This window comes from Microbacterium sp. VKM Ac-2870, from assembly GCF_015350795.1.
Lineage (GTDB): Bacteria > Actinomycetota > Actinomycetes > Actinomycetales > Microbacteriaceae > Microbacterium.
Genome location: NZ_JADKSH010000001.1, coordinates 484,452 through 506,931, shown reverse-complemented (window position 1 = coordinate 506,931; position 22,480 = coordinate 484,452). Strand labels below are relative to the sequence as shown.

General features: G+C 67.9%; 22 protein-coding genes and 1 tRNA gene. 9 read left to right on the top strand and 14 right to left on the bottom strand.

Annotated elements, in window-relative coordinates:
* The first annotated feature begins 8 nt into the window (after window positions 1-8).
* Window positions 9-1,601 (top strand): apolipoprotein N-acyltransferase, encoded by a 1,593-nt coding sequence (gene lnt / locus ITJ43_RS02455; protein WP_194581805.1) that lies wholly within the window; start codon window positions 9-11, stop codon window positions 1,599-1,601.
* 3 nt (window positions 1,602-1,604) lie between these two features.
* Here the strand turns inward: lnt and ITJ43_RS02450 are convergent, their stop codons facing one another.
* The 4 genes from ITJ43_RS02450 to ITJ43_RS02435 form a co-directional block, all read right to left on the bottom strand.
* Window positions 1,605-1,979, bottom strand: coding sequence for an RNA polymerase-binding protein RbpA (locus tag ITJ43_RS02450; RefSeq protein ID WP_194581803.1), 375 nt, complete (start codon window positions 1,977-1,979; stop codon window positions 1,605-1,607).
* Window positions 1,980-2,080: 101 nt separating this feature from the next.
* Entirely contained in the window at window positions 2,081-2,854 is a 774-nt protein-coding gene (locus ITJ43_RS02445; RefSeq protein WP_194581801.1) for a glycerophosphodiester phosphodiesterase family protein, read from the bottom strand.
* The gene (locus tag ITJ43_RS02440; protein WP_228495282.1) at window positions 2,851-3,840 is read right to left on the bottom strand and encodes an SPFH domain-containing protein; all 990 of its coding nucleotides are present in this window, start codon (window positions 3,838-3,840) and stop codon (window positions 2,851-2,853) included. Before ITJ43_RS02440 ends, ITJ43_RS02445 begins: the two co-directional genes overlap by 4 nt.
* Window positions 3,840-4,355 carry an NfeD family protein gene (locus ITJ43_RS02435; RefSeq protein ID WP_194581799.1) on the bottom strand — a complete coding sequence of 172 codons (516 nt, stop codon included), beginning with the start codon at window positions 4,353-4,355 and terminating at the stop codon, window positions 3,840-3,842. Before ITJ43_RS02435 ends, ITJ43_RS02440 begins: the two co-directional genes overlap by 1 nt.
* Window positions 4,356-4,501: 146 nt before the next feature.
* Between ITJ43_RS02435 and ITJ43_RS02430 the strand changes: the two genes are divergently transcribed.
* Complete coding sequence (locus tag ITJ43_RS02430) at window positions 4,502-5,266, top strand: SDR family oxidoreductase (RefSeq protein ID WP_194581797.1); 765 nt, start codon at window positions 4,502-4,504, stop codon at window positions 5,264-5,266.
* 2 nt (window positions 5,267-5,268) lie between these two features.
* Window positions 5,269-7,266 carry a S9 family peptidase gene (locus ITJ43_RS02425; RefSeq protein ID WP_194581795.1) on the top strand — a complete coding sequence of 666 codons (1,998 nt, stop codon included), beginning with the start codon at window positions 5,269-5,271 and terminating at the stop codon, window positions 7,264-7,266.
* A 65-nt stretch (window positions 7,267-7,331) separates the two neighbouring features.
* On the opposite strand, the gene ITJ43_RS02420 is transcribed toward ITJ43_RS02425, so the two are convergent.
* Window positions 7,332-7,883, bottom strand: coding sequence for an HdeD family acid-resistance protein (locus ITJ43_RS02420; protein ID WP_194581793.1), 552 nt, complete (start codon window positions 7,881-7,883; stop codon window positions 7,332-7,334).
* 124 nt (window positions 7,884-8,007) lie between these two features.
* Window positions 8,008-8,205, bottom strand: coding sequence for a hypothetical protein (locus tag ITJ43_RS02415; protein WP_194582496.1), 198 nt, complete (start codon window positions 8,203-8,205; stop codon window positions 8,008-8,010).
* Between the two features lie 128 nt (window positions 8,206-8,333).
* On the opposite strand from ITJ43_RS02415, the gene deoC reads away from it, so the two are divergent.
* The 4 genes from deoC to ITJ43_RS02395 all read left to right on the top strand — a co-directional run bounded on the left by deoC (window position 8,334) and on the right by ITJ43_RS02395 (window position 11,634).
* Entirely contained in the window at window positions 8,334-9,044 is a 711-nt protein-coding gene (deoC, locus tag ITJ43_RS02410; RefSeq protein WP_194581791.1) for a deoxyribose-phosphate aldolase, read from the top strand.
* A 249-nt stretch (window positions 9,045-9,293) separates the two neighbouring features.
* Window positions 9,294-9,797, top strand: a complete 504-nt coding sequence (locus tag ITJ43_RS02405) for a 2'-5' RNA ligase family protein (protein ID WP_194581789.1) — start codon at window positions 9,294-9,296, stop codon at window positions 9,795-9,797.
* A 4-nt stretch (window positions 9,798-9,801) separates the two neighbouring features.
* Entirely contained in the window at window positions 9,802-10,284 is a 483-nt protein-coding gene (locus ITJ43_RS02400) for a DUF2087 domain-containing protein (RefSeq protein ID WP_323741099.1), read from the top strand.
* A 93-nt stretch (window positions 10,285-10,377) separates the two neighbouring features.
* On the top strand, window positions 10,378-11,634 hold the full coding sequence (locus ITJ43_RS02395; protein WP_228495396.1) for an MFS transporter: 1,257 nt from the start codon (window positions 10,378-10,380) through the stop codon (window positions 11,632-11,634).
* A 9-nt stretch (window positions 11,635-11,643) separates the two neighbouring features.
* On the opposite strand, the gene ITJ43_RS02390 is transcribed toward ITJ43_RS02395, so the two are convergent.
* The 6 genes from ITJ43_RS02390 to polA all read right to left on the bottom strand — a co-directional run bounded on the left by ITJ43_RS02390 (window position 11,644) and on the right by polA (window position 19,671).
* A complete protein-coding gene (locus ITJ43_RS02390) occupies window positions 11,644-11,901 on the bottom strand; it encodes a DUF6458 family protein (protein ID WP_194581785.1) in 258 nt (85 codons plus the stop codon).
* Between the two features lie 92 nt (window positions 11,902-11,993).
* Window positions 11,994-12,755, bottom strand: coding sequence for an SGNH/GDSL hydrolase family protein (locus ITJ43_RS02385; RefSeq protein WP_194581783.1), 762 nt, complete (start codon window positions 12,753-12,755; stop codon window positions 11,994-11,996).
* Between the two features lie 55 nt (window positions 12,756-12,810).
* Window positions 12,811-14,193 carry an MFS transporter gene (locus tag ITJ43_RS02380; RefSeq protein ID WP_194581781.1) on the bottom strand — a complete coding sequence of 461 codons (1,383 nt, stop codon included), beginning with the start codon at window positions 14,191-14,193 and terminating at the stop codon, window positions 12,811-12,813.
* A 13-nt stretch (window positions 14,194-14,206) separates the two neighbouring features.
* A complete protein-coding gene (locus tag ITJ43_RS02375; protein ID WP_194581779.1) occupies window positions 14,207-15,241 on the bottom strand; it encodes an LLM class flavin-dependent oxidoreductase in 1,035 nt (344 codons plus the stop codon).
* 37 nt (window positions 15,242-15,278) lie between these two features.
* A complete protein-coding gene (locus tag ITJ43_RS02370; protein ID WP_194581777.1) occupies window positions 15,279-16,955 on the bottom strand; it encodes a DUF885 domain-containing protein in 1,677 nt (558 codons plus the stop codon).
* Window positions 16,956-16,998: 43 nt separating this feature from the next.
* Complete coding sequence (gene polA / locus ITJ43_RS02365; protein ID WP_194581775.1) at window positions 16,999-19,671, bottom strand: DNA polymerase I; 2,673 nt, start codon at window positions 19,669-19,671, stop codon at window positions 16,999-17,001.
* A gap of 65 nt (window positions 19,672-19,736) precedes the next feature.
* Between polA and ITJ43_RS02360 the strand changes: the two genes are divergently transcribed.
* Window positions 19,737-20,171, top strand: a complete 435-nt coding sequence (locus ITJ43_RS02360; protein WP_194581773.1) for a hotdog fold thioesterase — start codon at window positions 19,737-19,739, stop codon at window positions 20,169-20,171.
* Window positions 20,172-20,193: 22 nt separating this feature from the next.
* Here ITJ43_RS02360 and ITJ43_RS02355 read toward each other — a convergent pair whose 3' ends face one another.
* Window positions 20,194-20,814, bottom strand: a complete 621-nt coding sequence (locus ITJ43_RS02355) for an ANTAR domain-containing response regulator (RefSeq protein ID WP_060958632.1) — start codon at window positions 20,812-20,814, stop codon at window positions 20,194-20,196.
* A gap of 56 nt (window positions 20,815-20,870) precedes the next feature.
* Here ITJ43_RS02355 and ITJ43_RS02350 point away from each other — a divergent pair.
* Window positions 20,871-20,951, top strand: a tRNA-Leu gene (locus ITJ43_RS02350).
* A gap of 66 nt (window positions 20,952-21,017) precedes the next feature.
* On the opposite strand, the gene pyk is transcribed toward ITJ43_RS02350, so the two are convergent.
* A complete protein-coding gene (gene pyk, locus ITJ43_RS02345; RefSeq protein ID WP_194581771.1) occupies window positions 21,018-22,466 on the bottom strand; it encodes a pyruvate kinase in 1,449 nt (482 codons plus the stop codon).
* Window positions 22,467-22,480: the final 14 nt, after the last annotated feature.

Here is a 22,480-nt window from a genome sequence, read left to right as displayed (position 1 = left end):
CTCGATCTGTGCCCGTTCGTCCGCGACCGCTCGCTGAGCGTCCGAAACCGCTGCTTCCGTTGTGGGCCGCCGCCCCGCTGTCGGCCGTCGCCGGGCTGATTCTCACCCTCGCCTTCCCCGCGCTGTCGTGGTGGCCGGTCGTTTTCGTCTCGGTGCCGTTGGCGCTGATCAGCCTCGTCGGGCGCCGGGTCGGGGGAGCGTTCCTCGTCGGCCTCCTGTTCGGTGCGGGTCTGTTCTTCGTGAACTTCTCCTTCACTGCCCGCTACCTCGGCCCGGTGCCTTGGATCGCCCTTTCGGGCCTGGAGTCGGTGCTCACGGCGGCCATGGCCGTGCCGATCGCGCTGGCCTACCGCTGGATGCCGCGCTGGGCTCCGGGCCGGTGGGGGCGACTGATCGCGGTTCCCGCACTGGTAGCGGGACTGTGGGTGTCGCGGGAGGAGTTGCAGGGCACCTTCCCTTACGGGGGCTTCCCCTGGACCCGTGTCGCGGTGACCCAGGCCGATTCACCGCTGGTGCATCTCACCTCGTGGACCGGCATGAGCGGTTTGTCGTTCCTCATCGTGTTCGCGTGTGCCGCGGCGATCGAAGCGGCACGCCTCGGCCAGTTACGCGATCTGCGGACGGCGCTGCCGGCCGCGCTCACCGTGCTCGTGCTGTTCCTCACGCCGGCGTTTCCCACGTCGGATGCCGGCAGCATCCGCGTCGGCGCCGTGCAGGGCAACGGCCCCGCCGGGTACTTCGACGAACGGGCCGCCTACGACGTGTTCCGCGCTCAGCTCGCCGCGACGAAGCCGATCGAGACCCGGGACATCGATGTGCTGCTGTGGCCGGAGGGCGGCATCGACGCCGATCCCGTCTCGAACGCCTCGGTGCGCAGCGCCCTGGACACTCTTGCCGCCCGCCTACAGGTGCCGTTGCTCGTGAGCGGCATCACCCAACGCGGCGACGAGTACTTCAACTCGTCGCTCTTGTGGAAGTCGGGCGCGGACAACCCCGCGGCACTCTACGACAAGCGACACCCCGTGCCGTTCGGTGAGTACGTGCCCGATCGGTGGTTCTACAACATGCTGGCGCCCGATCTCATCGGGCTCATCCAGCGCCAGTTCACCCCCGGTACGGCCACCCCGCTGTTCGAGGTGAATGGCGTCGGCGTCGGGCTCGCCATCTGCTTCGACGTCATCTACGACGACGTGATCCGTGACGGTGCGCTGGCGGGTGCCCAGGTGTTCATGTTCCAGACGAACAACGCCGACTTCCGCGGCACCGACGAGAACCTCCAGCAGCTCGCGTTCGCCCGCATCCGGGCGGTCGAGTCCGGACGTGCCGTCGTGAACCTGTCGACGGTCGGCACCAGTCAGGTCATCGGTCCCGACGGTGCCACCATCGACGCGCTGCCCGCGGACGAGCCGGGAGCGATGGTCACGGACGTGCCGCTGCGCACCGGTCTGACGCCCGGCATCCTGATCGGCGACGCGGTGCAGACCGTGCTGGGATGGGGGAGCGTCCTCGCCCTCGCCGTGATCGGTCTGCTCCTGCGTCGTCGCGCGCGCACGCCGAAGACGCCGACCCCCGCAGGGGCCGGCGTCGAATCGGGGGAGTGAGCGTCAGGCGCTGAGTCGTGCGTCGCCCGAGGCGCCGCGGCGGGCGCGCAGGAGGGCGAGACGCTCTTCAAGCAGCTCTTCGAGTTCGGGCACCGTGCGGCGCTCCAGGAGCATGTCCCAGTGCGTGCGGGGAGCCTTGTCACCGGAGTGGTCGACCTCGACGACCGTGTCGCCGAGGCGGAGCACGGCCTCGGCGCCGCAGGTGCGGCACTCCCAGGCCTCGGGAAGCTCGGCGTCCGCCGCAAAGGTCATGACGGTCTCACGTCCGCACTGGGTGCAGACGTACGTGTGGTTCGCGCGTTCGTGGAAAACGACGCCTTCTTCGCTCTGTAGGCTCGAGGCGCCGAGTCGGATACCGCGCAGGCTGCGATCTGCCATTGTGTGGTCCTCTCGTCGTCTCAGGTATAACGTGCGCACCTGTGTGGCTCATCCGAACGGATGCTGTGCATACCCCTTTCACAGGGGATGCTCAGGCCGGATCAAAGCCGTGCGTCGACCGCTCGAAGTGCCACATCTGTGCGGTCGGTGACGAGCCCATCCACGCCGAGATCGAGCAATCTCTCCATGTCTGCGAGATCGTTGACGGTCCAGACGTGCACCTCCACCCCCGCCGCATGAGCGGCCCGCAGCAGGCGCGGTGTGACGACGCGAAGGGGCCCTTGACGTTCGGGGAGTTGGAGCGCATCCACGCCCCGCAGGGCGCGTGCGACGAGCGAGGAGGAGCCGGTTGCGAGCGCGGCGAGAACGCGCCCCATGGTGGCGCGCCCCGCCGAGGTGGCGGGTTGGCCGCCGAGATGTCGGGCAGCGGCGAGGGCGCGGAGGCGGCGGGCATCGGAGAAGCTCGTCACCAGCACGCGATCGGCGTGCGCAGCGATGAGCTGGCCGAGCGGTTGGGCCGCCGCCGCCGCCTTCACATCGAGATTGAATCGGAGCGTGGGAAACGCGTCAAGAGTGTCGGCCGCGGTCGCCAGTCCGCCGCGATCTGCCATGATCTGATCGAGTTCCGCGTGCCTCACCGTCGCGATGGCTCGCGCGTCACCGGTGACGCGCGACAGGTCGTCGTCGTGGAAGAAGACGACGACGCCGTCAGCGGTCACATGGCAGTCCGATTCGACGTACGCCGCTCCCGCGCCGTGCGCTGCCGCGAACGCGGCGACGCTGTTCTCGACGATTCCGTCCGAGTCGCGCGGGACGAATCCACGATGCGCGAGGACCCGGGGAGCCCGGGTCGCCGCGAACCACGGGTGCGTCACGAGGGGGCGACGGGAGGCGTGTGCGGCGCCGGCGGCGTGGTCGGCGCCCGCTCAGAATCTGCAGGCACGCTCGCGGTGCCCGTGGCATCCGCCCGAGCCGCGAAAGCTCCGCCGAGACCCTTCATGGCCTCGGTGAACTCGCTCGGGATGATCCAGAGCTTGTTCGACGCCCCCGCGCTGATCTTCGGCAGCGTCTGCAGATACTGGTAAGCCAACAGCTTGTCGTCGGGGCGCCCGGCGTGGATGGCGGAGAAGACGTTCTGGATCGCGGCCGCCTCGCCCTCGGCGCGCAAGATGGCGGCCAGCTTGTCGCCTTCCGCCCCCAGGATCGCGGCCTGTCGACGCCCCTCGGCCTCGAGGATCTGCGACTGCTTGGAGCCTTCCGCCGTGAGGATCGTCGCCCGACGCTCGCGCTCGGCGCGCATCTGCTTCTCCATCGAGTCCTGGATGGAGTGCGGCGGGTCGATCGCCTTCAACTCGACTCGCGATACCCGCAAGCCCCACTTGCCGGTTGCCTCGTCGAGCACGACCCGCAACTGTCCGTTGATGTTGTCGCGACTCGTCAACGCCTCCTCGAGGTTCAGTCCGCCGACCACGTTTCGAAGCGTCGTGGTGGCGAGCTGCTCGACGGCCGACAGATAGTTGGCGATCTCGTAGGTCGCCGCGCGCGCATCGGTGACCTGGAAGTAGACCACGGTGTCGATGGAGACCACGAGGTTGTCCTCGGTGATCACCGGCTGCGGGGGGAAGGACACGACCTGCTCGCGCATGTCGACGAGCGGGCGCAGCCGGTCGACGAAGGGAATGAGCAGGCTCAGGCCGGGTGAGAGGGTGCGCTGGTAGCGGCCGAGGCGCTCCACGACTCCGGTATAGGCCTGGGGGATGATCCGGATAGATCGGAAAAGCACCACGATCACGAAGATCGCGACAACGACCAGAAGGACGATCACGAAGATCTGTCCGACGAATGCTCCGACATTGACCATCAGCCGGCGCTCCTTTCGGGGGAGTCGGATGCCGCGGAAGATCCGGCGGCGGGGCGGGGGTGAGCGGGGGCGACTTCGACGGTCGCGCCGCGGACGGTGGTCACGACGGCGCGCTGTCCAACGGCGAGTGCGGCAGTGGAGGGAGCGAGTTCCGCCGTCCACTGCTCGCCGTTGTCGAGTCGGACGAATCCGCGGCCGTCCACGAACTCGGAGATCACGCGGGCACCCATGCCGTAGAGCGCATCCACATTGGTCGGATGCAGTCCGCTGGACCGATGCAGAGCGCGCAAGAGCAGGGGGCGGATCGTGAACAGCAGCAACGCGGCGACGGCGGCGGCTGCGAGCACCTGCAACCACCAGGCGCCCCCGAGAAGGTTCACGCCCAGGCCGCCGATGAGTGAGCCGGCTGCGAGCATGAGGAAGGTGAACTCGAGGGTCAGCAGCTCGATGATCACGAACACCAGAGCCAGCACGAGCCAGGCGATCCACAGATACTGCGTCAGATCAGGCAGCATTCGAGCTCCCTCCGGGGTTCTTGTTCGAACCCTAACACCCGCCGGCGACGACGCGGCGGCCGCGGTCGATTGCCGCGCGCCCCCGATTGATAGTGTCGAATGTCGGGCGATCGCCGCCCGGCATCCGTCATTTCGCAGGAGCACTCATGTCCCAGCTCATCCCCGCCGGTTCGCTCGCCGGACGGACGGCCCTCGTCACCGGCTCCTCGCGAGGCATCGGTGCCGACACGGTGCGCTATCTCGCCGAAGCCGGCGCGAACGTCGTCATCAACTTCCGCAACAAGGCTCCGCGCGCCGAGAAGCTGGCCGCGCAGCTGCGCGAGCTGGGCGTCCAGGTACTGGTGGTCGGCGCCGACCTGACCGACCCGGGCTCCGTCGCGGCGATGATGTCAGCCGTGCAGGAGACCTTCGGTCGACTCGATCTGCTCGTGCTCAATGCGTCGGGCGGAATGGAGAGCGGTATGGGGGAGGACTACGCCCTCGTCCTCAACCGTGACGCGCAGGTCGGTGTGCTCGAGGCCGCGCGACCGCTGTTGAGCGACGGTTCGCGCGTGGTGTTCGTCACCAGCCACCAGGCGCACTTCATCCGGACGACGCCGACGATGCCCGAGTACGAGGTCGTGGCGGTCTCGAAGCGTGCGGGCGAAGACGCCCTACGCGCGCGGATTCCAGAGCTCGCCGCTGAGGGCATCGGCTTCGTCGTCGTCTCGGGCGACATGATCGAAGGCACGATCACCGCGACGCTGCTCGAGCGCGCCAACCCCGGTGCGATCGCGAGCCGCCGCGAGTCGGCCGGCAAGCTCTACAACGTGTCGGAGTTCGCCGCCGAGGTCGCCCTCGCCGCGGTCGAGCCCATTGCGCACGACAACACGCGACTCGTCGGCGACGTCAGCGCCTTCGGGGCGGAGTGAGCATGCGCCCCGAGGACATCACCGCGCTCGTCTCGGTCGGTCGCCCCCACATCGCACCCGACGGGTCGTTCGCCGTCTTCGCGACATCGCGCCCCGACCTCGCCGCCGACCGCAATGTCGGCCAGATCTGGCGCGTCGACCTCCCGGACGGGCAGCCCCGTCGCCTCACCCGTGGCGTATCCGACGCTCACGCGACGGTGTCGCCCGACGGCGGTCGAGTCGCGTTCGTGCGCAGTGACGACGACGGCGTGGCGCAGATCTTCGTGATTCCGGCATCCGGCGGCGAACCCGTTCAGGCGACGGCGTCGCGCGGGGGAGTGGGGGACTACGCGTGGTCGCCCGATGGCACACGCCTGGCCTTCACCGCGCGCGTGCCGGAGCAGGGTCGCTACGGGACCGTCGAAGGGCGGGGTGCGGAGGCCGAGTCGCCGCGGCGCATCACCGGCATCCGCTGGCATGCCAACGGACTCGGCTACATCGGTGACCGACCCGCGCACCTGTTCATCATCGATGCACCGGATATGGACGCGGAACCCTTCTACACGCCGGCGCCGTCCGCGGCCGCAGACGGGACGTCGCCGACGCCGAAGATGACGCGCGTCGCCGCCGACGCGGTTGCTTTGACATCGGGAGCGGCATCGCACCACGGTGTCGTCTTCACCGCTGACGGCGCCCACCTGATCACCGTCGTCGACGAGATCGAGAGAGACCGTCGCGACCTTCGGACGCCGTTGCGAGCGATCGCCGTCGATGGCTCGGGCAGTTTCGAGGTGTTGGGTCGCGAGGCCGGGTTGTCGGTAGATGATGTCGCCGTCGCTGGGGACGGCACCGTGGCGGTGCTGGCGTCGAATCCCGGGCCGAGCGGCATGGATTTCATCGCCCCCGACGTGGCGCTGTACGTCCTGGACGGCGCATTGACCGCTGGCACGCCGCGCCGCCTGACTGATCCGGAACGCCTCGATCTCGGCGAGGTGGGCTCGCACATCACGCCGATCGGCGACGACTTCCTCGTTCAGAACCGCTGCCGCGGGCGGGTCGAGCTGCTCCGCGTCACCCGGGCCGGCGAGGTGGCGACGCTCGTCGACGGTGACGTCGAGGTCGGCGGCCACGCGGCGGCGGCCGAGCGCATCGTCTACTCGCTCGCGACGCCCACGAGCCTCGGCGAGCTCGCCCTCGTCGGGGAGGGCAGGCTGACGTCGTTCAGCGCCGCAGTGGCAGACAAGAGTGTTCTCGTGCTGCCGGAAGAGCGCGAGATCACCGCTCGCGATGGTTATCCGGTGCACGGGTGGATTGCCGTCCCGCCCGGTGAAGGCCCTTTTCCGGTCATTTTGCAGATCCACGGCGGCCCCTATGCGTCTTACGGCATACACCTGTTCGATGAGACACAGGTGCTCGTGGATGCCGGCTATGCGGTGGTGTACTGCAACCCTCGGGGCAGCGCCGGGTACGGCCGGGAACACGGCCGCAGTATCCGGGGGGCGATGGGCACCCTGGACCTCGTTGATGTCATCGACTTTCTCGACGCGGCGATCGAATCGGACCCCCGGCTCGATGGTGCTCGCGTCGGCATCCAGGGTGGGTCATACGGGGGATACCTCACGGCGTGGACGATTGCGCACGATCACCGCTTCGCCGCAGCGATCGTCGAGCGTGGGTTCCTCGACCCGGTGAGTTTCCAGGGGACCAGCGATATCGGTTCGTTCTTCGGTGACGAGTACGTCGGAACCGCGGCGGAGGACATGGCGCGGCAGAGTCCGATGGCCGTGGTAGACGCGGTGCGGACGCCAACCCTCGTGCTCCACTCCGAGCTCGATTACCGCTGCCCGCTGGAGCAGGCGACGCGGTACTACTCGGCGCTGAAACGCCAGGGCACCGAGGCGGAGATGCTGATTTTCCCGGGGGAGAACCACGAACTGACCCGGTCAGGTCGTCCCCGTCATCGTGTCGAGCGGTTCGAGGCCGTGTTGGAGTGGTGGGCGCGATACCTGCCGATACGCTGACGACCTGGTCGTCAACGACGAAGCGCCCCGCGGACAGTCAGCCGGCGGGGCGCTTCGTCTTCGTGTCACTTACCGAACGAGAAGGCGCGGCCGATCTGGATCACGCCCATCACGATGGCGGAGATGCCGAGCAGCCACCAGAGGACGACAGCTCCCCAGAGCGGCGAGAACAGCAGGGTGACGCCGGCGACGATCGAGATGATCGCGTAGAAGATCGTCCAACCGCGTGCAGGGGCAAGGTCGAGGGTGGACAGTGCCACCACGCCCTCGATGATCCACATGATGCCCACCAGTACGCCGATGAACACCGCCAGCGACAGCGCGGCCAGGCCGAGGTTCGAGAATGCGACGATGCCGGCGACGACGTAGAGCACGCCCAGTAGGACGTGGCCGATGCGCGACCAGCCGCCCTTACCCGTGGCGAAGATGCCCATACCCGCGTAGACGAGGCCCGCGACGATCGTGTAGATCGCGATGATAGCGGTGACCGCCATCGCGGTCTTGCCGGGCCAGACGAGGATGATGATGCCGAGGATGACCGACAACACGCCGCCGAGACCCAGTGCGGTCCGGATGCCGTTCGTTGCCGTCTTCTCGAGGGGCGGTTCAGCAGTCATGGCGAAGCCCTTTCTGAAAATCTCCTGTGAGTGGAGATGATCTCAGGGTAGCGCTGTTGTGTAGACCGTGCGGAACGTGACGCGCGGTGTGTGCGTCACGTTGCGCGGATCGCAGAGATCGGCGTCAGGACCTTATGGAGCCGGCGCCCTTCTCGTCCTCGCCTCGGTGCTCGATCGCCCCGAGAAGGAAGGGCAGTCCGACGGCGAGCGAGGTCAGCAGAAGGCCGCCGATGAAGACGAGCCCCTCGAACTCGGCGACATTGAACGCGAACCCCATGACGTAGATGCCGCCGAGGAACAAGACGAGGTAGACGACGAACACGATGGGGTCTCCTTCTGAAGAAAGCGATCACACGATGGTGATTCGTGTGCATACTATTAGTGTACTAATTAGTTCCCTGTTTCTGAATCATCACCCACGAGTCCGCCAACCCCAGGCAGAGACGAGCAATGAGCGACCACGCACTCCCGACCTCCGCCGGCGTCGACCTGAGGGTGATGATCGACCACACCCTGTTGACGCCGGAAGTCACCGCCGTTGAGGTGGGTGCCCATGTGCGCGAGGCGATCGATCTCGGACTTCGCGCCGTGTGCGTACGCCCGACGCTCATTCCCGCAGATGCTTACGGGCTTCGTGTGGTGACCGTCTGCGGGTTTCCGTCGGGAGCCCACGATTCGCGCGTCAAGGCACTCGAGGCCGAGCTGGCCCCGTCTCGGGGTGCGGACGAGATCGACATGGTCGTGGACCTCGGCGCGGTGAAATCGCACGACTGGATCGCCGTGCGCCGTGACCTCGACGTCGTCCGCGCCGTCGTGCCGCGAGAGAAAACGCTGAAGGTGATCATCGAGTCCGCGGCCCTCTCGGATGATGAAATCATCCGTTCTAGCGAGATTGGCGCCGAGGCGGGCGCTGACTACATCAAGACGTCGACGGGCTACCACCCAGCCGGAGGTGCCTCGGTATCGGCCGTCGCTCTCATCGCACGCGTCGTGGGGCCTCACGTGGGCGTGAAGGCTTCGGGTGGCATTCGCACGCGCGCACAGGCGATCGCGCTCGTAAACGCCGGCGCCTCGCGTCTCGGCGTCTCCTCGACGCGTGCATTGCTCGCCGATGACGCTGCCGAGGGCGTGCCTGTCGGCGGGGACGCCGCGTCTTATTGAGGGGGCTTCCGGGGCCGTGTAACGGTGGACCGCAGTGAGTTCGCCGGTATTCGTTGGAATTGCCGATAATGCACATTATGTCAGAAAAAGTGCTTCTGGCGGTTGCCTACTCTCGTGCAGGAGCAGAGAAGCAGGTGACACCATCCTCGTGCGCCGGAGACGACCCAGAAGTCGACGCGCTGATCCGGCCGCCCGGCGGATGCCCGGCGCGGCTCGTGGGAGCATGAGCATATGAGGCGTTCGGCACTCGTGATCGAACTCCCGCCAGTCACGATGCTGGCTGACCTTCGGGATGAGTATGCGCGCGACGCGCGCTCGGGTGTTCCCCCGCACATCACCGTCCTCTTCCCCTTCATCGCGGTCGATGCCATCACGCCGCTCGTTCGCGCTCAACTGTCGGCCGCGGTTCGGGCGTCCCCCGTGTTTCACTACAGACTGACCGAGACGCGATGGTTCAGCGATAACGTCCTTTGGCTCGCGCCGACGGACCCGGTCCCTTTCCTGCTGCTCACGCGCGCGATTACCGAGGCATTCCCGACTTGTCTGCCCTATAAGGGTGCGTATGACGGTGTCATCCCCCATGCGACCGTGGGTGACAGTAGGTCTCTCGCGGAGCTGCGAGGTGCGGAGGAGCGGATATCTACCGTGTTACCGATATGCGGTGAGGTTGCGCGCGTGACGCTTCTCGCTGAGGGCGTTGACGGCGCGTGGAGATCGGATGGGTCTTTCCCGCTCGAGCCGCCGCTAGCCTGAGGGTGTGAGCGAATCCCCCGATGCGTGGCGGGCAATCATAGCCGCGCTGCGCGACGGCGACGTGCGCGCAGTGTTGGGCGAAACGGCATCCGCTCCCCTCACTCCGCGGCGACGTGCGCGCGCTCAGCAGCGATTGCAGGCGCTGGGTCTGCTAGACGTGGATGGCGACCGGGTCCGCTTTGACGATGCGCCGCTGACCGCGCTGCTGGCCGCGCCGCCGCGTCCGCGCGGGCCCGAACGCTTCCTCGATCGAGACGGCCGCATCGATCGCTACCCGTCGCATCGCGACGAACGCACCGCCCTTCTCGCCCTGATCGCCGAGCGAGCCTTCTCCCCCGGCGAAACGATGACAGAGAGCGACGTGAATGCGCGACTCGCGTCATTTGCGCCCGACGGGGACGTGGCGGTCCTGCGGCGCTACCTCGTCGACCAGGGCCCGCTGCGGCGCACGGCATCCGGGTCCGAGTACATGCTCACGCGCGAGTAGCGTGGAACGGTGACCGCCGCGCGCCCCTCCCCTGCGTCAACGGGACCGGACTACCGCGCGTGGCTCATCTGGGGTGTCGCGGTCGCGGCCTACATGCTGGCGGTGATCAACCGCAGTTCGCTCTCGGCGGTGGGCGTCGATACCGCCCAGCGTTTCGGTGCGGATGCCGCGACCCTCTCGATGTTCGCGGTCGTCCAGCTCGCGGTGTACGGCGGCATGCAGATCCCGATCGGCCTGCTCCTCGATCGCTACGGCGCCCGTCCGATCATGACCATCGGCATGCTGCTCATGGCTGCCGGACAGCTCACCCTCGCCTTCTCCCCCAGCGTCGGCGTCGCGATCTTCGCGCGGATGTTGCTGGGCGCCGGTGACGCCGCCATCTTCCCCGGCGTGTTGCGCCTGGTCGCGACCTGGTTCCCCGCACAGCGCGGCCCACTCATGAGTCAGCTCACGGGCCTGGTCGGCCAGGCGGGTCAGCTGCTCGCTCTGGCTCCCCTGGCCGCGCTGCTGCACCTCACCAGCTGGGAGATCGTGTTCGGCGGCATCGCCGGTCTCTGCGTCCTCTTCGGCATCCTCGTCTGGGCCGTCATCCGCAACCACCCGCCGCAGGTGCACGCCGACGTCTCGGTCGATACGAACACCGGTGCGATCAGAGTGGTGCGCTCATCGATCGACACCGGCGTCGGCATCCGAGCTGCCTGGGCGCACCCGGGCACGCGACTCGCGTTCTGGTCGCACTTCACCGCGCCGTTCGCGGGAACGGCGTTCGTCCTGCTGTGGGGAACGCCGTTCTTGACCGCTGGCGAGGGCCTCAGCCCCGCGCAGTCCGCGGGAGTGCTCTCGACGTACGTGCTCGTGGGCATGGCTCTGGGGCCGATCATGGGCGACATCTCGCGGCGCATTCCCCATCGTCGCTCGCGCGCGCTCGTGCTGCCGGCCGTCGCGACGCAGCTCGTCGCCTGGACGGCCGTCATAGCGTGGCCGGGGCCCGCTCCCCTGTGGATGCTCTACGGCCTCGCCGTCGCGCTCGCGATGGGCGGCCCCGCGTCGATGATCGCCTTCGACCATGCGCGCACCCACAACCCCGCTCATCGCTTGAGCACGGCGACCGGGATCACGAACGTCGGCGGGTTCCTGGCGGCCCTGATCGCGATCTTCGCGATCGGCATCGCCCTGGACCTCCAGGGCGCCGGCACTCCCGACACCTATCGCCTGGACGCCTTCCGGCTGGCGTTCCTCGCGCAAGTGCCGCTGTGGGCCCTCGGCTGGACGTTCATCGTGATCGAGCGTCGGAAGACGCGCGTGCTGCTGGGGATGGACGCCCCCCGGCGACCGCGTACAGCGGAGTGAACGAACGGCTCAGACGGTGCCGTCACCGGATGTGCGCGACTCGGTCTGGGTGACCCGCTCCCCCACACCCGGCTCGAGGGTGCGCGTGATCTGCTGCGTCGAGCGGCGGCGCAGCATGAGGACGAGCCCGATGACGAAGATCAGCACGCCTGCACCCATGAGGATGTAGCCGACGGTGTCGAGGTCGACGTACGGCACGTCGACGTCGACGGCGAAAACCAGAATCGCCCCGATCACGAAAAGCGCGATGCCTGCTCCGATACTCATGAGTGCGTCTCCTTGCAGAGGAAATGGGACGACCCCATCGTGCTCGCCGCGGTGCGTGGGTCCAAGCCCTTGACAGCGCCGTCGACGTCGCGCTAGCGCGGTGAGATCTCGGTCCAGCCGCCGCCGAACTTCGGGCTCCGACCGTCGCCCGACGAGGTGCCGGTCAGTCGGCGTCGCACCCACGGTCCGAGGTGCGCGCGCATATACTCGCGCTGCGCGAGTCGCACTGCGTCGGGGAGCATCGGCATCGACCACCATCCGTCGGGTACTCGCTCGCCGAGCGCCTCCAGCACCCGCGCGGCGACACGGTGATGGCCGCGGCTGTTCATGTGCAGGCGATCTTGTGACCAGAACGACGGGTCGGAGAGCTCGGCATCGGGCCAGTTGAGGGCACGGATGACGTCGTCGCGCTCGGCGACGCGCGACACGACGGCGGCCGACATCTCGTCGCCCCGACGCTGGATCAACCGTCCCATCGGCAACTGTGCCGACGGATTCGCGCCCGAGAGCAGTATGAGCGTCACGCCTTCCTCATCACAGCGGCGGAGCACCTGGCTGAAGGCGTCGGCGATATGGGCGATGGAGGTGCGCGGACGCAGCATGTCGTTTCCGCCGCCGTTGAACGACAGGTGAGTGGGCTTCAGCGCGAGCGCGGGTTCCAGTTGCTGCGCGACGATAGGCCACACGAGCTTGCCGCGGATCGCGAGGTTCGCGTACTGAATGGCCTCGCCTCGCGAGTCGGCCCACCCTTGGGCGGTGAGGTCCGCCCATCCGCGCACGCGACCGTCGGGCAGTTCGTCACCGACACCTTCCGTGAACGAGTCGCCGATCGTCACGAAACGCACCGCTGCCATCCGCCCAGCCTACGCCGACCATTCGACGTCAAAGCTCGCCCAGCGGATGCCGCCGTCAGCGGTCGTCGAGCGCGGTGCCGCGGTGGTCGGCCAGTCCCCACGCGCCTGCCGCGGCGATGACGAAGAACGCCGCGAAGACGACGAAGAGCAACGGGGCGCCGCCGGAGTGCAGCAGCGGCGGTACGCTCAGCGGGGCGACGATCGACGCGATCCGACCGATGCCCGCCGCCCACCCCGCGCCTGTGGCGCGCAGGGAAGTCGGATAGGACTCCGGCGTCACGGCGTACAGTGCGCCCCAGGCGCCGAGGTTGAAGAATGACAGCGCCATTCCCGCGCCGATGATCATGCCCTCGCCCGAGGCAGTGCCGAACGCGATCGCCGCGGCCGCCGACCCGGCGAGGAAGATCGAGAGCGTGAGGCGACGCCCCCATACTTCGATCAGCCACGCCGCCACCGCATACCCGGGCAGTTGGGCCAGAGTGATGATCAGGGTGAACCTGAACGACTTCACCAGGTCGTATCCCTGCGAGAAGAGGATGGTCGGCATCCAGATGAACGCCCCGTAGTACGCGAAGTTCACGCAGAACCAGACGATCCACAGCGCTCCGGTACGCAGGCGGAACTCCGGCGACCACAGGGCGCGCACTCCCCCGCTCACGAGGGTCACACCCGCGGCCGTCCGGGTCGGGGCGTGTCGGAGCGAGCTTCCACCGATCGCCTGCGACGACTCAAACGTGGCCGTGACGGCATCAGCCTCGGTGGCGCGCCCTCGGCGCAGAAGCCAGCGTGGAGACTCGGGAAGACCCCAACGGACGAGGAGCGCATACGCCGCAGGCACAGCGCCGAGGGCGAACGCCCATCGCCACCCGTCCGCGGACGCCGGGATGACGAAGAAGCCGATCAGAGCCGCTGCGGTCCAGCCGACGGCCCAGAACGCCTCGAGGATCACGATCAGTCGGCCCCGCATGCGCGCGGGGGCGATCTCGCTGACGTAGGTGCTCGCCACCGGCAGCTCCGCACCGAGCCCAAGCCCCACGACCACGCGCAGCGCGATGAGCACAGCCAGGCCACCCGCGAGGGCGCTCGCTCCGGTCGCGATTCCGTACACGAGAAGCGTCAGCGCGAACACCGAGCGTCGCCCGAAGCGATCGGCGAGCAAGCCGCCGAGACTCGCGCCGATCGCCATGCCCACAAAGCCCGCCGACGCGATCCACGAGGCCTGCTCCCCCGTCAGCGACCACTGCGCGATCAACGCCGTGAGCACGAACGACACCAGTCCGACGTCCATCGCATCCAGGGCCCAGCCGAGGCCCGAGCCCGTCAGCACCCTCAGGTGCGCACGGCTGAATGCGGTGGCGTCCAGCCGCTCCCCGACACCCGTGGCGTCCGGCACTGCAGGAGAGCTGTCGGCATATGAGCGCGACGCGGCATCCGTCATGGCTGAATGCTACTCAGGATGCCGCGAGCATCTCCGACACCAAGGGTGCGACCTTTGTGCCGTACAGCTCGATGGAGTGCATCAGCTTGCCGTGCGACATGGTTCCGTTTGCGTACTTGAGATCGAAGCGTGTCGCGCCCAGCGTCTTGACGGTCGCGGCGATCTTCCGCGCGACGGTCTCCGGCGATCCGGCGTATACGGCGCCTTCCGGGCCGATGTCGTGCTGGAACTGGAGGCGGTTGTAGGGTGGCCATCCCCGCTCGGCGCCGATCGCATCGCGATTGGCCGCCATCGCGGGATACAGCTCCTCCCACGCGTCGGCATCCGTGTCGGCGATGTGTCCGGGCGAGTGCACACCGACCGGCATCGGATCGGTGTGGCCGAACGACGCCAGAGAACGGTGGTAGAGGTCGACGTAGGGGCGGAAGCGCTCCGCGGAGCCACCGATGATGGCCAGCATGAGCCCGTAGCCGTACTTCGCCGTCCGCACCACCGACTCGGGCGAGCCACCCACGCCCACCCAGGCGCGAATGCCGTTCTCGGTCTTCGGATAGACGTCGGCCGCGTTCAGCGCCGACCGGGTGGCGCCCTGCCAGGTGACCGGCTTCTCGGTGAGAAGCTGCGAGAAGAGGTCGAGCTTCTCTTCGAAGAGAACCTCGTAGTCACTCAGGTCGTAGCCGAACAGAGGGAACGATTCGATGAACGAGCCGCGGCCGAGGATCACCTCGGCGCGGCCGGACGACAGGGCGTCGAGCGTCGCGAAGCGCTCATACACACGCACCGGGTCGTCGCTGGAGAGAACCGTGACGGCCGTACCGAGATGGATGTTCTCGGTACGGGCCGCCGCCGCCGCCAGCACAAGCTCAGGACTGGAGACGGCGAACTCGTGGCGGTGGTGCTCCCCCACCCCGAAGAACGACAGCCCGACCTGATCTGCAAGAACCGCCTGATCGACGATGTCGCGGATCGTCTGTGCGTCGCTGAGGCGTTCGCCGTCGTCGCCGACGGTCACATCGCCGAAAGTGTCCAGACCCAGTTGTGCATTCATGTGAATGAGAACCATCGAGCGGTCCCGCGCATTCCGATCAGCCCTGTGCGAGGGCCATCCGCAGCGTGTCGAGTCCGACCCCGCCCAGGCGCAGCGCACGCATGTGGAAACGCTTGATGTCGAATTCGTCGCCCTCGCGCTGGGCGGTTTCGTCGCGGATCTGCTCCCAGATGCGCTGGCCGACCTTGTACGACGGCGCCTGTCCCGGCCACCCGAGGTAGCGGTTCACCTCGAACTGGATGAACTCGTCCGACATGTTCACGTTGCGGCGCATGAACTCGAGCGCGAAGTCCGCGTCCCAGATGCCCTCGCCGTCGGGCCGCGGCTTGCCCAGGTGCACGCCGATGTCGAGCACTACGCGCGCGGCGCGCATGCGCTGGCCGTCGAGCATGCCCAGCCGGTCGGCGGGGTCGTCGAGGTAGCCGAGCTGCTCCATGAGACGTTCCGCATACAGTGCCCAGCCCTCGGCGTGACCGCTCGAGCCCGCCAGCAGACGTCGCCACGAGTTCAGCTCGGCGCGGTTGTACACGGCCTGCGCGATCTGCAGGTGGTGACCGGGAACGCCCTCGTGATAGACCGTCGTGAGTTCGCGCCACGTGTCGAAGGAATCGACGCCCTCCGGCACCGACCACCACATGCGTCCCGGGCGGGAGAAGTCGTCGGTGGGACCGGTGTAGTAGATGCCGCCCTCATTGGTGGGGGCGATCATGCACTCGAGCCGACGGATCGGCTCGGGGATGTCGAAGTGGGTCTTGCCGAGTTCTGCGACCGCACGGTCGCTGGTGGCTTGCATCCACTCCTGCAGTGCTGCCGTGCCGCGGAGCTTTCGCGATTCGTCGTTCTCCAGGAAGGCGACCGCCTCCTCCACGCTTGCGCCCGGGAGGATCTCGTTCGCGATCGACTCCTGCTCTGCGACCATCCGTGCGAGCTCCTGGAGGCCCCATTCGTAGGTCTCGTCGAGGTCGATCTCGGCGCCGAGGAAGCTCCGCGAGTGCAAGGCGTAGAGCTCGCGCCCCACGGCGTCGTCCTCGGATGCCACGGGGGCGAGGTCAGTGCGCAGGAAGTTCGCCAGGTGGTCGTAGGCGACGCGGGCGGCTCCGGCGTTGTCGGATAGCGTCTTCGCCAGCGATGCCGGCAGTTGGCCCTCGACGGGCGCGGCATCGGCCGCGAACGTCGCGAAGAAACCGTTGTCGGCGGTGTATCGGCGGATCTGGGCGGCGACCTCGGTGACCTGACGGCGCGCGGGGACGACGCCGGTCGCGATGCCCTCGCGCAGGGTCTCGATGTAGCCGCCGATCGCCTCTGGAATCGCCGACAGGCGGGTGGCGATCACGGTCCAGTCCTCGACCGTGTCGGTGGGCATGAGGTCGAACACGTTGCGCAGTTCCTGCGCCGGCGACGCGATGACGTTCACATCGCGAAGGTGGGCGCCCGCCTCGTGGAGGGCGAGCGAGAGCTGCAGGTCGCCGACGAGGTCGGCCTTGGTGACGAGGTCGACGTCGTCGACGGGCTCGGCGGCTTCCAGCGCCGCGAGCGTCGCCCGCGTGGCCTCCACGCGGGCGGCGGTGCCGGCGGGGGAAAGATCGTCGATCCGGCCGTTGTGCTCGAAGCGACCGATGTAGGTGGCCAGGCCTGGGGAGAGCTCAGCAGAGGTGTCGACCCATGCCTCGGCGATCGCGTCGATCGACGTGGGGGTGCGCGGGGAGTCAGTCATTCTTCGAGCCTAATCCCGACGCGGGGCGCGCGTGGGCCGACGATCAGTGCCCGGCGATGTCCCAGTTCTCCCCGCGGCCGATCTGCACATCGAGGGGAACCGACAACTCAGCGGCATCCCCCATGCGGTCGTGCACGATCCGCTCAACGGTGTCCCATTCCCCGGGCGCGACCTCGACCACGAGTTCGTCGTGGATCTGCAACAGAACCCGTGAGGCCACGCCCTGGGCGCGGAACTCATCGTGGATGCGGAAGAGCGCGATCTTCATGATGTCGGCCGCGCTGCCCTGGATGGGGGCGTTCAACGCCGCGCGTTCGGCGTTCTCCCGCAGCACGCGGTTGGGGCTCGCGAGGTCGGGGAACGGTCGACGACGGCCGAAGATGGTTTCGGTGTAGCCGTCGATCCGTGCCTGCTCGACGGAGGAGCGCAGGTAGTCGCGCACGGCGCCGAACCGCGCGAAGTACTCGGTCATCAGCTGCTTCGCCTCGGACTGCTCGATGCGCAGCTGCTTGGACAGCCCGAAGGCGCTGAGCCCATAGACCAGGCCGTAGCTCATGGCCTTGACCTTGGTGCGCATGGCGGGTGTCACCTCGGCCGGATCGACGCCGAACACGCGTGCTCCGACGAAGCGGTGCAGGTCTTCGCCTGAGTTGAAGGCCTCGATGAGGCCCGCATCGCCGGACAGGTGCGCCATGATGCGCATCTCGATCTGCGAGTAGTCCGCCGTCAGCAGAGTCTCGTATCCGGCGCCGACTTCGAAGGCAGCGCGGATGCGGCGTGACTCCTCCGTGCGGATGGGGATGTTCTGCAGGTTGGGGTCGGTGCTCGACAGGCGTCCCGTCTGGCTACCGGTTTGCACGTATGTCGTGTGGATGCGTCCGTCGTCACCGGTGGTGCGGTCGTTGCCGATTGCGGCGTCCAGCGACTCGATGATCTGGCGGAGCTTGGTCGCCTCGCGGTGCTGCAGCAGGAGGTCGAGGAACGGGTGCGGATGCGACTCCTGCAGGTCGGCGAGCACGGCGGCATCCGTGGAGTACCCGGTCTTGGTCTTGCGGGTCTTGGGCAGTTCGAGATGCTCGAACAGCACCTCCTGCAGCTGCTTGGGCGAGCCGAGGTTCACTTCCCGGCCGATCTCCGCGTAGGCGAGCTGTGCGACGCTCTCCGCGCGCACACCGAGCTCGGCGGAGAAGCCGGAGAGCTTCTCGTGCGAGACGGCGACGCCGGCCAGCTCCATGTCGGCGAGGGTGTCGAGGGTCGGCAGCTCGATCTCGCTCAGCACGCGGCCGACGGATGCCGGGATGTCGTCGCGCATCGCATCGGCGACGCGCAGGGTGTACCAGGAGAGCTGGCCCGGGGTCGCGCCTTCGGTCTCGGGGACGAGCTGGGTGGGATCGGCCTCGGGGAGCTTCTCATCGAGGTAACGGTCGACGAGGTCGCCCAGCCCCTTGTCGGGGAAGCTCGGACGCAGCAGCCACCCGGCCAGGATCGGGTCGAACACGAGCCCGCGCAGCCGCACTCCCGCACGTCGCAGCGCCTTCACCTGCGCTTTCGCGTCGGACAGGACTTTCGGCGCGGGGCTCTCGAGCCACGGCGTCAGGGCCGCCGCGGTCTCTGCCGTCCACGCGGCCTCGACCGCGGCGTCGGCGATCGCCAGCCCCACGCGCACCGGAAGACCTCCCTCGGTCACCAGGGTCAGCGCGACCTCCGTCGCCTCGGCGGACTCGATGACCGCCGGAAGCCACGCGCCGAGCGCGGCGGCGTCGAGCTCGGTCGGCGCGGGGGCGACCGCAACGGGTGCGGCATCGGCAGCGCCCTCGTCGGGGTCGGCGCCCACCGCTTCGAAGACACGGGGCAGCAGGGTGCGGAACTCGAGGCGGGCGAAGATGTCACGGACCGCCTGGGCGTCGATCGGACGCATGGCGAGATCGACAGGCTGGACGGGCAACTCGACGTCACGCAGCAGCGCGTTCAGCGAGCGGTTTCGTCGTACGTCGTCGAGGTGCTCGCGCAGGTTGCCCCCGACCACGCCCGTGATCTTGTCCGCGTTGTCGAGCAGTGCGTCGAGCGTGCCCCACTGCGTCAGCCACTTGACCGCGGTCTTCTCCCCCACCTTCGGAACGCCCGGGAGGTTGTCGCTGGTCTCACCGACGAGGGCGGCGATGTCGGGGTAGTTCGCGGGCGGCAGGCCGTACTTCTCGACGACGGCGTCGGGCGTGTAGCGCTTGAGCTGCGAGACGCCCTGCACGCTCGGGTAGAGGAGCGTGACATCGTCGGTCACGAGCTGGATGGTGTCGCGATCGCCGGAGCAGACGAGCACGTCGTAGCCTTCGGCGGCGCCCTGCGTGGCAAGGGTGGCGAGGATGTCGTCGGCCTCGATGCCCTCCTTCGTGAGAACGGTGACGTTCATCGCCTCCAGGCACTCCTGCAGCAGCGGGATCTGGCCCTTGAACTCCGCCGGCGACTCGGAACGGGTCGCCTTGTACTCGGGATACACGTCGGTGCGGAACGAGTGCCGCGACGTGTCGAAGGCCACGGCCAGGTGGGTGGGTTGCTCTGCCTTGACGAGGTTGACGAACATCGAGAGGAACCCGTAGATGCCGTTCGTGTGCTGGCCGTCGCGGGTCGTGAAGTTGTCGACGGGAAGGGCGAAGAATGCCCGATATGCCAGCGAATGGCCGTCCACGACGAGGAGGGTAGGCTTTGCGGAGTCCGTCACCCTGCAACTCTAGACGCGGGTGCGGACACCGGAACTCCTGTAACGATCACTTCCGAAGGTGGACGATGACCGCTGAGCACTCCCCCGCCGACCGCGATGGCATGCACTGGGCGCGCGAGCGCGGAATGGGCGCGCTGGCCGAGAAGATGGGCATCGAGTTCACCGAGTTCTCGATCGAACGCTCCGTCGCGACCATGCCGGTCGAGGGCAACACGCAACCGGTCGGGCTGCTGCACGGCGGTGCTTATGTCGTTCTGGGGGAATCCCTCGGGTCGATGGCCGCGAACCTGTACGCCGGGCCCGATCGACTCGCGGTGGGCGTCGACATCAACGCGACCCACACGCGCTCCGCGACCAGCGGCATCGTCACCGGTGTCTGCACGCCGGTGCACCTGGGACGGAGCATGACGGTGCACGAGATCGTCGTGACCGATGATCAGGGACGTCGCTGCTCGACGATCCGGATCACGAACATGATCGAGGGCCGCCCCGTCGGGTGACGCGCCGCGCTCGGCGCGGCGCTCAGGACTTCTTCGGCGAGAGCTGCTCGATGATGGCCTTGGCGACGTCCTGCATGGTGAGGCGGCGATCCATCGATGCCTTCTGGATCCAGCGGAAGGCCTCGGGCTCGCTGAGGCCCATCTTCTCGTTGAGCAGACCCTTGGCCCGGTCGACGAGCTTGCGGGTCTCGAAGCGCTCGACCATGTCGGCGACCTCGGCCTCGAGCGTGATGATCTGCTCATAGCGGGCGAGGGCGATCTCGATCGCGGGCAGCAGGTCGTTCGGGGTGAAGGGCTTGACGACGTAGGCCAGCGCGCCGGCTTCGCTCGCGCGCTCGACGAGCTCCTTCTGGCTGAACGCCGTCAGCAGCACGACGGGTGCGACGTGGTTCTTGCTGAGCTTCTCGGCGGCGCTGATGCCGTCGAGGACGGGCATCTTGACGTCCATGATGACCAGGTCGGGGCGCAGCTCGGTGGCGAGCTGGACGGCGGTCTCGCCGTCGCCGGCCTCGCCGACGACATCGAAGCCGTTGTCCCGGAGGATCTCGACGATGTCGAGGCGGATCAGCGATTCGTCCTCGGCGACGACGACGCGTCGGGGGGCGGATGCCGTGGGAGTCGTGCTCGGTTCCTGCTCAGTCACCTTTGAATCCTACGGTATCGTCAATCCCGGGCGTGCGCGGATGGACGTCCACGTGCGCCGGTGTGGCGGAATGGCAGACGCGACCGACTCAAACTCGGTTGTCTTCGGACGTGTGGGTTCGACTCCCACCACCGGCACGGAAACGAAATGAGGGGCGGATGCCGGGAGTCCCGGCATCCGCCCCTCATCGTTCGTGCTGCGACCTACTTCTCCGCCTGGTAGATCGGCGCCTTGCCGTGCACGGCGTCGCCGATCCGGTGCACCCGGATGTCATTGGTCGAGCCGATGATTCCGGGAGGGGAACCGGAGATCACGACGACCTTGTCCCCTTCCTTCGCCAGGCCCTGACCGAGGAAGAAGTCATCCACCTGGTGGAACATCATGTCGGTGTGCGCCACGTGCTCGACGAGCGTGGACTGCACGCCCCAGGTCAGCGCCATGCGGCGGCGGATCGCGGGGTCGACGGCGAAGGCCATCATCGGGATGCCGGGGCGCAGCCGCGACATGCGGCGCGCCGTGTCACCCGACTCGGTGAAGATGGCGATGTACTTCGCCTCGATGAACTCCGCGACCTCGTTCGCGGCCAGCGTGAGGATGCCGCCCTGGGTGCGCGGCTTGGCGCTGAACGGACGGATGCGCTCGAGACCGTGCTCCTCTGTCGAATCGACGATGCGGGCCATGGTCTGCACCGTGACGACCGGGTAGTCGCCGACGCTCGTCTCGCCCGAGAGCATCACCGCGTCGGCGCCGTCGAGCACCGCGTTGGCGACGTCGGAGGCCTCGGCGCGCGTGGGAACGGGAGCGTGCGTCATCGACTCGAGCATCTGCGTCGCGACGATCACGGGCTTGGCCATGCGGCGGCACATTTCGACGGCGCGCTTCTGCACGACCGGGACGGCCTCCAGCGGAAGCTCGACCGCGAGGTCGCCGCGGGCGACCATGATGCCGTCGAACGCGTCGATGATCTCCTCGAGGTTGTCGACCGCCTGCGGCTTCTCGATCTTGGCGATGACGGGCACCTTGCGGCCCTCCTCCGCCATGATCTCGTGCACGCGACTGATGTCGGCCGCGTCACGGACGAAGGAGAGCGCGATCAGATCGGCACCTGCCTGCAGACCCCAGCGGAGGTCGGCTTCGTCCTTCTCGGACAGCGCGGGAACGCTCACGGCGACACCGGGCAGGTTGATGCCCTTGTTGTTCGACACGGTTCCGGCCACGACGACCTTCGTCGTCACGACGGGTCCGTCGACGCTCTCGACCTCGACGCGGACCTTGCCGTCGTCGATCAGGAGCGAGTCGCCGGGCTTCACGTCGCCGGCCAGGCCCTTGAACGTGGTGCCGACGAGGTCACGGGTGCCCACCACATCGTCGGTGGTGATGCGGAAGGTCTCACCCACGGCCAGGTCGTGAGGTCCGTCGCTGAACTTTCCGAGGCGGATCTTGGGGCCCTGCAGGTCGACGAGGATGGCGACGGCCTTGCCGGCGTCGTCAGCGGCTTTGCGTACGTTCGCGAAGCGGACTTCGTGCTCGGCGTACGAGCCGTGGCTCAGGTTCATTCGGGTGACGTCCACGCCCGCCTCGATGATCGCTCGGATCATCTCGTACGATTCGGTGGCCGGTCCCAGGGTTGCGACGATCTTCGCGCGTCTCACTGAAAGACTCTCCG